We start from the raw sequence: 13362 nt of genomic DNA, 5'->3' as shown, positions 1-13362 counted from the left end.
CTGCTAGCTCCCTCGGTAAACGGAGTAGCCGAACGGGTTGAGCAGCAGCGGTACGTGATAGTGCTCGCCCGGCTGGACGGCGAACGTGATCGCCACCTCCGGGAAGAACGCACCGCTGTCCCTTACGCGGGGGGCGTCCTGCTGCGCCTCGGCTTGCTTCTTCTTGGCGAAGTACGTCTCGGTCTCGAAGTCGAGACGCACGTGGGTGGTTTCTTCCGGCAGCGCCGGCAGGTCCTTGCAGCGCCCGTCGGCGTCGGTGGCGGAGCCTCCGAGCGCGACCCACTCGGCGTCGGAGCCGCTGCGGGCCGCGAGCGTGATGGTCACGCCCTCGGCCGGGCGGCCGATGCTGGTGTCCAGGATGTGGGTGGACACCGAGGCCGTGGTGTCGGTGCTCATGCGGAGTTCTCTTCCTCGGAGGTCTCTACGAGACGGGTCAGCCGGATGCGGTTGATCTTGCCCAGTTCGGTGCGGACGATCTCCCGCTCCGTCTCGGGCGAGTTGCCGATCCGCTCCCGGACCGCGTCGCGCATCTGCTCGCCGGTCCTGCCGGTGGCGCAGATGAGGAAGACATGACCGAACTTGTCCTGGTAGGCCAGGTTGAGTTCGAGCATCTCGGCCTTGAGCTCCGCGGAGGCGCCGGCCATCCCGCTCTGCTCGCGGGAGGAGGTCGGGTCCCCTGCCTTCGGACGACCGATCGGCGGGTGGCCCGCCATCGCGTCGGCCAGATCCTCGGTGGTCAGCTCGGCCATGGCGGCGTCGCTGGCGAGGAAGAGGGCTTCGGCGGTGGCGTATGGGCGCTGGGCGAGCAGTTTGCTCCCCCACGCCGAGCTGGAGCACACCTCGTGGAGCGCGGCGAGGGCCTCGCTGTCCGCCGAGGTGTTGAACCGGGTGAGACCCGGAGTCGTACCTGAAGTCACGGGAAGCCTCCGTGGCTGTTTTTCGCTGTGCGTCGGACGGGCTGCGGATAGCTAACGCCCTCCACAACACGACGTCAACACTTTGTTGAAAAGTCGGCCACACAAAAGCCGTCGTCCCGACATCTGGACGACGGCTTCCGGCCAATCAAGATCAACTAGCTGCTCTCGGCGGCCTTTTCCCTGCTCAGGGCGGTCTCCCTGTTCAGGTAGTTGTACACGGTGAAGCGGCTGACACCCAGCGCCCCCGCCACCGTCTCCACCCCATGGCGCACTGAGAAGGCACCGCGTGCCTCCAGATGACGCACCGCTTCCTGCTTCGCCTTGCGGTCGAGTTCGGCCAACGGCATCCCGTGCCGTCTTTCCATCGCCGCGAGGATGTGGTCCAGCGAATCCGAGAGCTGCGGCAGCCGCACGGCGAGCACGTCCTCGCCCTCCCAGGAGAGGACGACGTCGTCGGCTTCCGCCTGGGCGGGGCCCAGCAGCTCCGCGCCCATGGCGTCGACCAGCGGCTTCACTGCCGCGACCAGCGGATGTTCGGTCACTTCTCGCCCTCCCCGATCACATTCACCTGGAGCGAGACCCGGGTGGCACCGGCTGCGAGCGATCTGCGCAGCAGCGCGTCGACCGCGGTGAGCACCTCATCGGTACCGCCTTCCGCGGTGTTGCCGAAGGGGCCGACGTCGACCGCGTCCAGTTCGGCCGACTGGATGACCTCTCGGGCCACGACCGCGTGCGCCGGCGCCTCATCGAGGTCGAACGGCTCGGTCGTGAACTCCACTCTCAAACGCACCATGGACCCAAAGTACGGCCCCGTCCCGGCGTACGGGAGCCCCGGACCTGCGAGGACCTCTTGACAACTGAGGCAACCCCCTTGCAACATTCCGTCAGACAGAAACTTACTTCCGCGATACGGAAGGAGCGCCGCCCCTCATGGGATACACGGACCAGCGCTTCGATGTGAACCTGTCGATCCTCTTCACGGAACTCCCGCTCCTGGAGCGCCCCGCGGCCGCCGCCGCGGCGGGCTTCACCGCGGTCGAGCTGTGGTGGCCCTGGATCGACACCGCCACCCCCGAGCAGAGCGAGCTCGACGCCCTCAAGAAAGCCCTTGAGGACGCCGGCACCCAGCTGGTGGGCCTGAACTTCTACGCCGGACAGCTCCCCGGCCCGGACCGCGGCGCGGTTTCGGTGCCCGGTGAGGAGTCCGAGCGCTTCCGGGCCAACATCGACGTCGCCGCGGACTTCGCCGCCTCGGTCGGCTGCAAGGCGCTCAACGCGCTCTACGGCAACCGCGTCGAGGGCGTGGACCCGGCGATCCAGGACACCCTCGCCCTGGAGAACCTGGTCCTGGCCGCCAGGGCCGCCGACCGCGTCGGCGCGATCCTGCTGATCGAGACCCTGAACAAGCCGGAGTCGCCGCTCTACCCGCTGGTGAGCGCCCCCTCCGCGATCGAGGTCATCGACAAGGTCAACGAGGCGACCGGGCTCGGCAACGCCAAGTTCCTCCTCGACATCTACCACCTGTCGATGAACGGCGAGGACGTCAGCCAGGTCATCGCGGAGTACGCGGCCAAGACCGGCCACGTCCAGATCGCGGACAACCCGGGCCGCGGCGCGCCGGGCACCGGCGAGCTCCCCCTGGAGCAGCTCCTCGACGAGCTCAAGAAGGCCGGTTACGACGGCTGGGTCGGCCTGGAGTACAAGGCCGCCGACGCCGCCGCCTCCTTCGAGTGGCTCCCGGCCGAGGCCCGCCCGGCCCGCTGACCAGCGACTCCTCCCCCGTACCACCTTGTTTTGAGAGGCACCCTCATGAGCAACCTTCCCAAGATCGCTTGGATCGGCCTCGGCATCATGGGCTCCCCCATGTCCGAGAACCTGATCAAGGCCGGCTACTCCGTCACCGGCTTCACGCTGGAGCAGGACAAGCTGGACCGCCTCACCGCGGCCGGCGGCACCTCCGCCGCGTCGATCGCCGAGGCCGTCAAGGAAGCCGACGTCATCATCACGATGGTGCCCGCCTCCCCGCAGGTCGAAGCCATCTCCTACGGCCCCGCCGGCATCCTGGAGAACGCCAAGCAGGGCGCGCTGATCGTCGACATGTCGTCGATCACCCCGCAGACCTCGGTCGACCTCGCGAAGAACGCCGCCGAGAAGGGCATCCGCGTCATCGACGCCCCGGTGTCCGGCGGCGAGGCCGGCGCGATCGAGGCCGTGCTCTCGATCATGGTCGGTGGCGAGCAGGCCGACTTCGACGAGGCCCTCCCGATCCTGGAGACCCTCGGCAAGACCATCGTGCTCTGCGGTCCGCACGGCTCCGGCCAGACGGTGAAGGCCGCCAACCAGCTCATCGTCGCGGTCAACATCCAGGCCTGCGCCGAGGCCGTCGTCTTCCTCGAGAAGTCCGGCGTGAACCTCCAGGCCGCCCTGGACGTCCTCAACGGCGGTCTGGCCGGCTCCACGGTCCTGACCCGCAAGAAGGACAACTTCCTGAACCGGGACTTCAAGCCCGGCTTCCGGATCGACCTCCACCACAAGGACATGGGCATCGTCACCGACGCCGCCCGCAACGTCGGCGCGGCCCTCCCGGTCGGCGCGGTCGTCGCCCAGCTCGTCGCGTCCCTGCGTGCGCAGGGTGACGGCGGCCTGGACCACTCGGCCCTGCTGCGCGCCGTCGAGCGCCTCTCCGGCCAGCAGGTCTGATCCCGCGGCCCGCCTACGGGCCGGGCCCAGCCCCTTCACCGGGGCCCCTGAATTCCGGTCGGCGGCGGCGCTGACACCTGTCCTGTCGCGCCCAGGCGTCGCCGCCGATCGGAACACCACACTTCATTTTCAACAAACTGTTGACGTCGTGTTCCGAGCGAATTTACGCTCCAGAGCACCCCAGCCAGCAGTGCAGCTCCCGTACGGAAGGTCACGATGTCGAAGCGCGTGCTTACGACCGAGTCCGGCGCCCCCGTCGCCGACAACCAGAACTCCGCCACCGCCGGCGTCGGTGGCCCCATCCTCCTCCAGGACCAGCACCTGCTGGAGAAGCTCGCGCGCTTCAACCGTGAGCGGATCCCGGAGCGCGTGGTCCACGCCCGCGGTTCCGGTGCGTACGGCTACTTCGAGGTGACCGACGACGTCACCGCGTACACCAAGGCGGACTTCCTCGGAGAGGTCGGCAAGAAGACCGAGACCTTCCTCCGCTTCTCCACCGTGGCCGACTCGCTCGGCGGCGCGGACGCGGTGCGCGACCCCCGCGGCTTCGCCCTGAAGTTCTACACCGAAGAGGGCAACTACGACCTCGTCGGCAACAACACCCCGGTGTTCTTCATCAAGGACCCGATCAAGTTCCCCGACTTCATCCACTCCCAGAAGCGCGACCCCTTCACGGGCAAGCAGGAGGCGGACAACGTCTGGGACTTCTGGGCGCACGCCCCCGAGGCGACGCACCAGATCACCTGGCTCATGGGCGACCGCGGCATCCCCGCCTCGTACCGCCACATGAACGGCTACGGCTCGCACACCTACCAGTGGACCAACGAGGCGGGCGAGGCCTTCTTCGTCAAGTACCACTTCAAGACGAACCAGGGCATCCGCAGCCTCTCCGCCGACCAGGCCGCCGAGCTCGTCGGCAAGGACGCGAACTCGCACCAGACCGACCTGCTCCAGGCCATCGAGCGCGGTGTGAACCCGAGCTGGACCCTCTACGTCCAGATCATGCCGGCCGCCGAGGCCGCGGAGTACCGCTTCAACCCGTTCGACCTCACCAAGGTGTGGCCGCACAGCGACTACCCGCTCCAGCGCGTGGGCCGCCTGGTCCTCGACCGCAACCCGGAGAACGTCTTCGCCGAGGTCGAGCAGGCCGCCTTCTCCCCCAACAACTTCGTCCCCGGCATCGGTCCCTCGCCGGACAAGATGCTCCAGGGCCGTCTCTTCGCCTACGCGGACGCCCACCGCTACCGCCTGGGCGTGAACCACACCCTGCTGCCGGTCAACGCCCCCAAGGCGACCACGGCCGAGAACTACGGCCGCGACGGCGCCATGGCGCTGCGCAACGGCTCGCGCCACGACAAGAACTACGAGCCCAACTCGTACCAGGGCCCGGCCCAGACCGACGCCGCGCTCTCCGCGCCGCTCGCGATCCACGGCTGGACCGGCACCCACGAGGCGCCCGCGCACACCAAGGACGACGACTTCTTCCAGGCCGGCGAGCTCTACCGCCTGATGTCCGAGGACGAGAAGAAGCGCCTGATCGCCAACATCGCCGGCGGTCTCTCCCAGGTGTCCCGCGAGGACGTCATCGAGAAGAACCTCGCGCACTTCGCCGCCGCCGACGCGGACTACGGCAAGCGCGTGGCCGAGGCGGTCCGCGCCCTGCGCGAGGACTGACCCAACAGCAGCACCCAGACTGCGTACGGCTCCTGACGGGAGGTCAGTGCCGTACGCGGTCCGGATCGCCGGCCCGGATGAGGGGTGGTCGGCGGACCGGACAAGCGTGAGGACCGCGGCGGCGTCGAGCCAGTGCGGTGGTAAGGGCGTCGGGCCCTCTTCTTGACCTGAAAGAAGAGGACAACCGGCACGCCCGTCGCCGCCGCCGCGGTCCTATCGCCCAGCACCTCCCCCCAGAGAGACCCCAAGACTCCGTCCGGCGGCGCGAACGTCCTGTCGCGCCAGCCTCGTGCCGTCGGACGGGTACAACGGGAGAGCGTGGAACCAGGTTTACGGTCCCTGGTTCCACGCTCTTCTTGTATCTCCGGACGTACGGACGCCCAGCGCATCGTTTCTGCGGTGAAGATCCGCACCCGCACGGAGGAACGCACCGCGATCCTCTCCCCGCGCGCCCCGTCGCCGGCGCTATCCACTGGTACATGATCAAGAACCTGATGCGCGGTCTCGCACCGCTCGCCCTGATCCTGTCCCCGCTCGTCGTCCCTTCCCCCGCGCTCTCCGCCGGCGTCGTCCTCTTCCCCGACGCGCTCGCCGAGCTCACCGAGGCCTCCGAGGACCCGGACGGCTACCAGGAGTCGGCCTTCGCCCATTGGAACCAGGGACTGGACGCGGCGGACGGCTGCGACACCCGCTCCGAGGTCCTCCTCGCCGAAGCGGAGGACGCCCCGAAGTCCGGGAAGGACTGCGCACTGACCGGGGGCCGGTGGACCTCGTACTACGACGGCCAGAGCGTCTCCGACCCGGGCCTGCTCCGCGTCGACCACGTCGTCGCGCTGGAGGAGGCCTGGCAGTCGGGGGCCTCCGGCTGGACGGCCGCCCGGCGCGAGCAGTACGCCAACGACCAGGGTGCCGCCGCGACACTGGTCGCCGTCACCGCCCGCAGCCAGAAGGAGAAGGCCGGGCGCGACCCCGCCGAGTGGGTGCCGGAGGACTCCGCCCGGTACTGCCGGTACGTCGGCGAGTGGGTGAGCACCAAGCTGCGCTGGGGGCTCTCCGTCGACAAGGACGAGATGGAGGCGCTCAAGCTGTTCGCCGACGGCCCGTGCGAACAGACGGTCGTGATGCGCTCGACGGCGCCTCGGTAGGGAGTACCGGCCCGTCGGTCCTCCGGTCGGCCCTGGCGAGCGCCAGGGTCACGGTGAGCGAGGCGAGGGCGAGGACCACCATCCCCGTACGCGGCGACGTGAACTGGGCGAGGGTGCCCGCGAGCGACGCGCTCAGACCCTGGAGGGCCAGCATCCCGGAGGTGTGCAGCCCGAGCGCGTGACCGCTCAGCTCCGTCGGCACCAGGGCCATCAGCCGCTCCTGGTGCAGCAGGCTCGCCCCGAACCCGACGGCCGAGACGGTCACGAGCACCAGCACCACCGGCAGCCCGGGGTCGAGGGCGAAGAGCAGGAACGGGGCCGCGAGCAGCGCCTGGAGCGGGAAGCGGATCCGGCCGCGCAGCCCTGCCGGTACGAAGCGGCCGACGGCCACGTCCCCGGCCAGCATCCCGAGCGCGCCGCAGGCGAAGAGGAGCCCGGCGCGCTCGGGGGCGTACGGGACGAAGAGCGACTCGCAGCCGACGACCAGCCCGTTGGGCACCCACAGGGCGAGGTAGCAGCGGAGGCGGGCGGGCGAGGAGAGCAGCCGCCGGTTGGTGCGCCAGGTCTCGGCGACCGAGGCCCGGCCGGCGGCGCGGGGCGGTCGCTCGCCGAGGCCGAGGCGGGAGAGGAGCGCGGCGGCGAGGTAGAGGCCGGCGCCCACGAGGACCGTGCCGCGCGGCGAGAGCAGGGTGACGAGGACGCCGCCGGTGGCGAAGCCGATGATCTGCCAGATACCGGAGGCCATGTTCATGACCGAGCGCCCGAGGAGGTAGTCCTCGCGGGCGAGGATCTCGTTCAGGAGCCCGTGGCGCACACCTCCGCCGAGCGAGGCCGCGAGCCCTTCGGCGAGCAGGATCCCGAAGACCGCCCAGGTGGGCAGGCCGGGGACCGCGAGGACCGCGGTGCCCAGGGCGAAGAAGAGCGCGATCCCGGCGAGCGCGGCGCGCGGCGGCAGCCGGTCGGCGGCCGAGAGCAGGGTGGTGGCGCCGATCAGCTGGGCGAGCGAGGGCCCGAAGAGCGCCAGGGCGGAGAGGAGCGGGGAGCCGGTCGCGCGGAAGACGAGCGTGGCGAGCCCGAGCCCTGCCACGGTCTGGGCGGCGACGTGGGCGGAGCCGGTGAGGAAGAGCGGGGTGAACTCGGGGGTGCGGAACAGGTCGCGGTAGCGGGGCATGCGGGGAGTCTCGGTGAGTGCCTCGACCACCGGTAATGTTTCGCCGGGAGGCGAAACATGGGCTGGTGGCAGATCGGTACGGACACCCTGGCGGGGAGCGCGTTCGTGTTCTCGCCGCTCGCCGAGACGGTCGCCTCGCTCAAGACGCTGCACGCCGGGGCGTCGACGCACCCGGGCGAGCGGGCCTGGCTCGACCGGCATCTGCCCGCCTACCGCGGGCGGCTCGCGGCCGAACCGCTCGACGCGCTGCTGGTGCGGGCGGCCATCGGCCCCACCTGGAACGCGGACTTCCTCACCCCCACCCCGCAGGGCGACCGCGAGCGGACCTTCGAGGAGGAGGTCGAGGCGGTCCTCGCGACCGAACCGGCCGATGCCGTGGACCAGTTGGCGGTCGCGGTCGGCGGACCGGTGCCGGAGCCGCTGCGCTCGGCGCGTGACCTGCCGGAGCGGCTCGCGGGGGTGCTCGGCTGGGTGTGGCGGGAGACGGTGCTGCCGGAGTGGGCGCGGCGGCGGCGGATCCTGGAGGCCGACGTGACGGCGCGGACGGCCCGTCTGAGCCGGGACGGCTGGGCCGCGGCGCTCGACGAGTTGTGCCCGGGCAGGATGCGCTGGCTCGGCAACGGGCGGCTCCAGGTCAACACCCGTGACTATCCGGCGCGTTCCATCCTGAAGGGGAGGCTGCTGCTCGTCCCGGTGACACCCGCGACCGGCTGGGTCTCGTGGGAGGGGACGGAGCGGAGCGCGATCGTCTATCCCTGCACGGGAGTTCTGGCCGACAGGGCGGGACCGGTCGTGCCCGAGGCGCTCGGCACGCTGCTCGGACCGGCGCGCGCCGGCGTGCTCGTACGCCTCGGATCGCCGCTGTCCACCAGCCAGTTGGTGGCGCTGACCGGGCAGGGCCTCGGTTCGGTGGGCCGGCACCTGAAGGTGCTGCTCGACGCCGGGCTCGTGCGGCGTGCGCGGGCGGGCCGCTCGGTGCTGTACGAGTGGACGGACGCGGGCGCGGTGCTCGTACGGGCACAGCGCTGAGACGCGGGCGACCCCGGCCCTGTGGGCCGAGGACGCGGGAGGCCCCGGCCCGGAGCAGCCGAGGACGCGGGAGGCCCCGGCCCACTGGGCCGGGAATGCGGGAGACCCCCGCCCCGGTGCTCCTCGGGGCGGGGGTCGGTCCCTCTGACGAGGGGGACGATCAGACCTTGAGGGCCTTGATCGCGGTCGGCGCGTGGCCGGGCTCCGTCGCGAGCTCCTCGAACTCGGTGACGTCGCTCATGTCGACCGTCTTGCTCATCGCGATGTTGGTGATGCGCTCCAGGATGGCCTCGACGACGACCGGGACCTGGTGCTCGACGGCCAGCTTCTTGGCCTCCTCCAGCGCCTCGCCCAGCTTGTCCGGGTCGGTGACGCGGATCGCCTTGACGCCCAGGCCCTCGGCGACCTTGACGTGGTCGACGCCGTAGGCGCCGATCTCCGGGGTGTTGATGTTCTCGAACTCGAGGTTGACCTCGAAGTTGATGCCGAGGTTGCCCTGCGCCTGCCGGATCAGACCGAGGTAGGCGTTGTTCACGAGGACGTGGACGTAGGGGACCTTGTGCTGGGCGGCGACCGCCAGCTCCTCGATCATGAACTGGAAGTCGTAGTCGCCGGAGAGCGCGACGACCGGGGTCTCCGGGTCGGCGGTTGCGGCGCCGATGGCGGCCGGGATGGTCCAGCCGAGCGGGCCCGCCTGGCCGCAGTTGATCCAGTGACGCGGCTTGTAGACGTGCAGGAACTGCGCCGCGGCGATCTGGGAGAGGCCGATGGTGGTGACGTAACGGGTCTCCGGGCCGAAGGCCTTGTTCATCTCCTCGTAGACGCGCTGCGGCTTGATCGGGATGTTGTCGAAGTTCGTGCGGCGCTGGAGGGTGGCCTTGCGCTCCTGCGCGGAGGCGGCCCAGGCGGAGAAGTCGGGCAGCTTGCCCGCGGCCTTCCACTCCTTGGCGATCGCGACGAAGAGCTCCAGGGCGGCCTTGGCGTCGGAGGCGATGCCGAAGTCCGGGGCGAAGATCCTGCCGATCTGGGTGGGCTCGATGTCGACGTGGACGAACTTCCGGCCCTTGGTGTAGGCGTCCATGTTGTAACCGGTGTGACGGTTGGCCCAGCGGTTGCCGATGCCGAGGACGAAGTCCGACTCCAGGAAGGTCGCGTTGCCGTAGCGGTGCGCGGTCTGGACGCCGACCATGCCGGCGGCGAGCTCGTGGTCGTCCGGGATGGTGCCCCAGCCCATGAGGGTGGAGATGACCGGGACGTTGATCAGCTCGGCGAACTCGACGAGGAGGTCGGTGGCGTCGGCGTTGATGATGCCGCCGCCGGCGACGATCAGCGGGCGCTCGGACTCCAGGAGGAAGGACAGCGCCTTCTCCGCCTGGGCGCGGGTCGCGGACGGCTTGTAGACCGGCAGCGGCTCGTACGTCTCCGGGTCGAACTCGATCTCGGTCAGCTGGACGTCCATCGGGAGGTCGATGAGGACCGGGCCGGGACGGCCGGAGCGCATCAGGTGGAACGCCTGCTGGAAGACGCCGGGGACCTGGGCGGCCTCCAGGACGGTCGTCGCGGCCTTGGTGACCGGCTTGGCGATGCTGGCGATGTCGACGGCCTGGAAGTCCTCCTTGTGGAGCTTCGAGGTCGGCGCCTGGCCGGTGATGCAGAGGATCGGGATCGAGTCGGCGATCGCCGAGTACAGGCCGGTGATCATGTCGGTGCCGGCCGGGCCGGAGGTGCCGATGCAGACGCCGATGTTGCCGGCCTTGGCGCGCGTGTAGCCCTCGGCCATGTGCGACGCGCCCTCGACGTGGCGGGCCAGCGTGTGGCCGATGCCGCCGACGTTCTTGAGCTCGCGGTAGAAGGGGTTGATCGCCGCGCCGGGCACGCCGAACGCGGTGGTGACGCCTTCGCGCTTGAGGATCTCAACGGCCGCTGCGGCGGCGGTCATACGAGGCATGGGAGTGCTCCTGCTTCGGCCGGTCGGAGGTGGGCCCATCCGGCTGCTCGACGAGGCCGGGAGGCTTGTTTCCGTAATGCGGAAATACTGTTCTGCTATACGGAAGCAATGTAGGTCGGCTCGCGGAGAGCCGTCAAGAGAAGTCCGCCCCGCGGGATCAGCGAAGTGGCCGAACTCCTCCCCCGGCGTGGCCGATGGGTGGACGATGGGACCGAACGACAGGGGGTAGGGGTTGTGGCTGAGTCGGTACCGGTGCGCTGCCCGGAGTGCCAGCGGACGCAGGCGTACGCGGCGCCTGTCTTCCCCTGTGCGTGCGGAAGCCCCGTCGCGCCACCGGTGACGGCGGGCGCGACGGCGGAACCGATCACGCACCGGAACTGGACGGACGAGTGGGTCACCGTGCGCTGCGGTGCCTGCGGCCGCGAGGACGACTGGCCCCACCCCGAGCTCGGCTGCGCCTGCGGCACGGTCCTCCGGGTCCCGGTCCGGCCGGTGGGCGCGGAGATCGGCACGGAGCCGGGCGGGGGCGGCGGCGAGGAGGGACCACGAGCGGCGGGGAGCAGGGGGCACCCCCTGACACGGATCCCTACGCCACCTTCGGGCCCACGGGCCCCGCAAGCCCCACAGGTCCCGTCAGCCCCACAGATGCCAAGGGCTCCGCAGACCCCGCAGACCCCACAAACCCCTCTGACTCCGCCTTCCCCGCCCGGGCGGTCTTCCGGACCGTCTTCCGGCGCGTCGCCCTCCGGTACGTCCCCGGGGGCCGACCCCCGGAGCAGTCACGGCGCGGCACCCCGCGACCCGGGCGGTCCCGGACTCACGCCGCCGACGGCCGCCGGCGGCACCTTCGGCGGCGCCCGGCCGGAATCGTCGTCCTTCCGCCCCGGCACGGACGCGCTGAGCACGGACGGCCTCGGAACGACAGGGCTCGGCGCGGACGGACCGGGTACGGACGGCCTGGGCGTGGAGGGGCTGGGCGTGGAGGGGCTGGGTACGGACGCTCTCGGCCTGGAGGGGCTCGGTACGGACGGCCTCGGGGTGGACGGGCTCGGTACGGACGACGGCCTCGGGGTGGACGGGCTCGGTACGGACGACGGCCTCGGGGTGGACGGGCTCAGTACGGACGATCTCGGGGTGGCCGGTCACGGGATGGACGGGCTCGGGATGGACCGCCCGAGTACGGACGGTCGCGGCGTCGACGGCCTCGGGACGCCGGGGCCCGGTGGCCCTGGCAGGCCGCGGGCGGTCGAGCCCGGCTCGGAGTGGTTCGGTACGGGCCCCGCCGGCCGGGACGACCACACCCCCGGGGGCCGGGACGTCCCGCCCGGGCCAGGCGGCGCGCACCGCACGTTCGCCGAGCGGTACCCCGCGCACATCCCGCTGCCGCCCACGGCCCCGCGCCCGGCGCCGACGCGGGATGCCTACCGGCCGGTGACGATCCGGACCGCGCGGGACGCGGTGGCCGCTGCCGCCGGGTATCTCCGCTGGCTCGGCTTCCGGGACGTGGTCCAGCCCGAGGACCGCCCCGCCTCCGGCGTGGACCTGCGGGCGCCGGGCCTCGTCGCCCAGGTGGACCCGACCACCCGGCCCGCCGGGCTGCGGGCCGTCGAGTGCCTCTGGCTCAACGGCCTCAGCACCCCCGCCACGAGCGTGAGCGTGTTCTTCTCGCTGGCCGGCTACACCCCGGAGGCGCGCGAGCGCGCCGCCGAGATCGGCCTCCCGCTCTTCGTCCTGGACCTGACGGGCACCCCGCAGCCCGTCAACCACGCCGCCGACGCGTTGGCCGCCGCCGGGGCCTGACACCTCTGCCGGGGCCCCCGCCCGGGCCCCGGCGCCCGCCCACGGCGCCTCGCCGTCCGATCGTCATCCGAAACCGGCCATTCACGCGTGACGATCACGGTCCCCCGGGCACAACACTCTCGGGGGTGGCGTCAATGACGACGGCGATGTGGTGGTTCATCGGGGTGGCCTGCGCGGAACTGGTGCTCGCCGCCGTGCTGTTGCGAACCCGCAGCCAGGAAAGCGGGGCGTGGCCCGCGGATGCCGAGCCGCCGCCGCAGGCCCTCGCGCTGCTGCGGGGAGGGCGCCGGGCGGCCGTCACGGTGGCGCTCGTGGCGCTGCATCAGCGCGGGGCCGTCGCCGCGGGCCGCAAACGTACGATTCGGGCCAACGGAGGGCCGGGCCGGACCCGTGACCCCGTACAGCTCGGGGTCCACGGGTCGCTGCACCGGGCCCTGGCGCTGCGGGCGCTCGCCCTGCGCCCGGAGGCGCGGCGGGCCGTGGACGCCCTGTGCGGCGAGCTCGGCCGGGCCGGGCTGCTGCGGCCGCCCGCCCGGCTGCGGGCCGCCCGCCTCCTGCTCGCCTGCGTGCCGCTGACGGTCGGTGCCGGGCTGCTCGTCACCTGGGCGCGCCTCGGGCACGGCGGTGGGTACGGGAGCGGGCCCGGCGGTGCCGGCCTCGTCGTGGCCGTCACCGTGCCGCTGATTCTCGCGGCCACGGTGCCGCTGCTGCGCCTGCGGCCCGCCACACCGGCCGCCCGGGACCTGCTCGACGGCCTGCGGGAGCGGCATCCGCTGCCCGCGCACCGGCGCGAGGTGACGGACGGGCGCCTGGTCCAGCTGTACGTGGCGCTGTACGGGGATCCGGCGCTCGCCATGTTCCTGCCCCGCTTCTCGCGGGACGGCGGGCTGCTCGACCGTCCCGGCGAGGCGGACGAGAACCGGCCGTCCCCGGAGCAGGGCGGGGGGACGGGCCGCACCGCTCGCTGACGTCGCGCCA

At 71.6% G+C, this 13362-nt stretch carries 13 protein-coding genes; 7 read left to right on the top strand and 6 right to left on the bottom strand.

Going from position 1 to position 13362, the window contains the following annotated elements; all coding sequences use genetic code 11:
* Positions 1-3: 3 nt before the first annotated feature.
* From uraH to IE124_RS05085, 4 genes are all read right to left on the bottom strand, one after another.
* Positions 4-396 (bottom strand): hydroxyisourate hydrolase, encoded by a 393-nt coding sequence (gene uraH / locus IE124_RS05100; protein ID WP_055640663.1) that lies wholly within the window; start codon positions 394-396, stop codon positions 4-6.
* Positions 393-917 carry a 2-oxo-4-hydroxy-4-carboxy-5-ureidoimidazoline decarboxylase gene (gene uraD, locus IE124_RS05095; RefSeq protein WP_189505207.1) on the bottom strand — a complete coding sequence of 175 codons (525 nt, stop codon included), beginning with the start codon at positions 915-917 and terminating at the stop codon, positions 393-395. Before uraD ends, uraH begins: the two co-directional genes overlap by 4 nt.
* A gap of 155 nt (positions 918-1072) precedes the next feature.
* Positions 1073-1411 (bottom strand): helix-turn-helix domain-containing protein, encoded by a 339-nt coding sequence (locus tag IE124_RS05090; protein WP_229832198.1) that lies wholly within the window; start codon positions 1409-1411, stop codon positions 1073-1075.
* A gap of 44 nt (positions 1412-1455) precedes the next feature.
* The gene (locus IE124_RS05085) at positions 1456-1707 is read right to left on the bottom strand and encodes a YkoF family thiamine-binding protein (RefSeq protein ID WP_189505565.1); all 252 of its coding nucleotides are present in this window, start codon (positions 1705-1707) and stop codon (positions 1456-1458) included.
* 140 nt (positions 1708-1847) lie between these two features.
* Here IE124_RS05085 and IE124_RS05080 point away from each other — a divergent pair, with 140 nt between their 5' ends.
* The 4 genes from IE124_RS05080 to IE124_RS05065 all read left to right on the top strand — a co-directional run bounded on the left by IE124_RS05080 (position 1848) and on the right by IE124_RS05065 (position 6436).
* Entirely contained in the window at positions 1848-2681 is an 834-nt protein-coding gene (locus tag IE124_RS05080; RefSeq protein WP_189505205.1) for a TIM barrel protein, read from the top strand.
* Positions 2682-2726: 45 nt separating this feature from the next.
* Positions 2727-3617, top strand: a complete 891-nt coding sequence (locus tag IE124_RS05075; RefSeq protein ID WP_189505204.1) for a 2-hydroxy-3-oxopropionate reductase — start codon at positions 2727-2729, stop codon at positions 3615-3617.
* 216 nt (positions 3618-3833) lie between these two features.
* Positions 3834-5291 carry a catalase gene (locus IE124_RS05070; RefSeq protein ID WP_189505203.1) on the top strand — a complete coding sequence of 486 codons (1458 nt, stop codon included), beginning with the start codon at positions 3834-3836 and terminating at the stop codon, positions 5289-5291.
* A gap of 479 nt (positions 5292-5770) precedes the next feature.
* Complete coding sequence (locus IE124_RS05065; protein WP_189505202.1) at positions 5771-6436, top strand: GmrSD restriction endonuclease domain-containing protein; 666 nt, start codon at positions 5771-5773, stop codon at positions 6434-6436.
* On the opposite strand, the gene IE124_RS05060 is transcribed toward IE124_RS05065, so the two are convergent.
* Positions 6372-7607, bottom strand: coding sequence for an MFS transporter (locus tag IE124_RS05060; protein WP_189505201.1), 1236 nt, complete (start codon positions 7605-7607; stop codon positions 6372-6374). The two genes, IE124_RS05065 and IE124_RS05060, sit on opposite strands and share 65 nt — an antisense overlap.
* 57 nt (positions 7608-7664) lie before the next feature.
* Between IE124_RS05060 and IE124_RS05055 the strand changes: the two genes are divergently transcribed.
* Entirely contained in the window at positions 7665-8636 is a 972-nt protein-coding gene (locus IE124_RS05055) for an ArsR/SmtB family transcription factor (protein WP_189505200.1), read from the top strand.
* Between the two features lie 160 nt (positions 8637-8796).
* Here IE124_RS05055 and gcl read toward each other — a convergent pair whose 3' ends face one another.
* Complete coding sequence (gene gcl, locus IE124_RS05050; protein WP_189505198.1) at positions 8797-10584, bottom strand: glyoxylate carboligase; 1788 nt, start codon at positions 10582-10584, stop codon at positions 8797-8799.
* Positions 10585-11562: 978 nt separating this feature from the next.
* Here gcl and IE124_RS34655 point away from each other — a divergent pair.
* Together IE124_RS34655 and IE124_RS05040 are read left to right on the top strand one after the other, a co-directional pair.
* Positions 11563-12384 (top strand): hypothetical protein, encoded by an 822-nt coding sequence (locus IE124_RS34655; RefSeq protein WP_229832196.1) that lies wholly within the window; start codon positions 11563-11565, stop codon positions 12382-12384.
* A 134-nt stretch (positions 12385-12518) separates the two neighbouring features.
* The gene (locus tag IE124_RS05040) at positions 12519-13352 is read left to right on the top strand and encodes a TIGR04222 domain-containing membrane protein (RefSeq protein WP_229832153.1); all 834 of its coding nucleotides are present in this window, start codon (positions 12519-12521) and stop codon (positions 13350-13352) included.
* Positions 13353-13362 lie beyond the last annotated feature (10 nt).

Origin of the sequence: Streptomyces narbonensis, from assembly GCF_014649015.1 — a bacterium.
Classification (GTDB): domain Bacteria; phylum Actinomycetota; class Actinomycetes; order Streptomycetales; family Streptomycetaceae; genus Streptomyces; species Streptomyces narbonensis.
Note: the sequence above shows the minus strand (reverse complement) of the source record. Positions and strands in the feature narration are given on the sequence as shown.

What these genes read in the sequence shown, in the direction of transcription:
- uraH (WP_055640663.1), bottom strand. Translation starts at nt 396, where the DNA reads ATGAGCACCGACACCACGGCCTCGGTGTCCACCCACATCCTGGACACC.
- IE124_RS05090 (WP_229832198.1), bottom strand. Translation starts at nt 1,411, where the DNA reads ATGGGCGCGGAGCTGCTGGGCCCCGCCCAGGCGGAAGCCGACGACGTC.
- IE124_RS05080 (WP_189505205.1), top strand. Translation starts at nt 1,848, where the DNA reads ATGGGATACACGGACCAGCGCTTCGATGTGAACCTGTCGATCCTCTTC.
- IE124_RS05075 (WP_189505204.1), top strand. Translation starts at nt 2,727, where the DNA reads ATGAGCAACCTTCCCAAGATCGCTTGGATCGGCCTCGGCATCATGGGC.
- IE124_RS05070 (WP_189505203.1), top strand. Translation starts at nt 3,834, where the DNA reads ATGTCGAAGCGCGTGCTTACGACCGAGTCCGGCGCCCCCGTCGCCGAC.
- IE124_RS05065 (WP_189505202.1), top strand. Translation starts at nt 5,771, where the DNA reads ATGATCAAGAACCTGATGCGCGGTCTCGCACCGCTCGCCCTGATCCTG.
- IE124_RS05060 (WP_189505201.1), bottom strand. Translation starts at nt 7,607, where the DNA reads ATGCCCCGCTACCGCGACCTGTTCCGCACCCCCGAGTTCACCCCGCTC.
- IE124_RS05055 (WP_189505200.1), top strand. Translation starts at nt 7,665, where the DNA reads ATGGGCTGGTGGCAGATCGGTACGGACACCCTGGCGGGGAGCGCGTTC.
- gcl (WP_189505198.1), bottom strand. Translation starts at nt 10,584, where the DNA reads ATGCCTCGTATGACCGCCGCCGCAGCGGCCGTTGAGATCCTCAAGCGC.
- IE124_RS05040 (WP_229832153.1), top strand. Translation starts at nt 12,519, where the DNA reads ATGACGACGGCGATGTGGTGGTTCATCGGGGTGGCCTGCGCGGAACTG.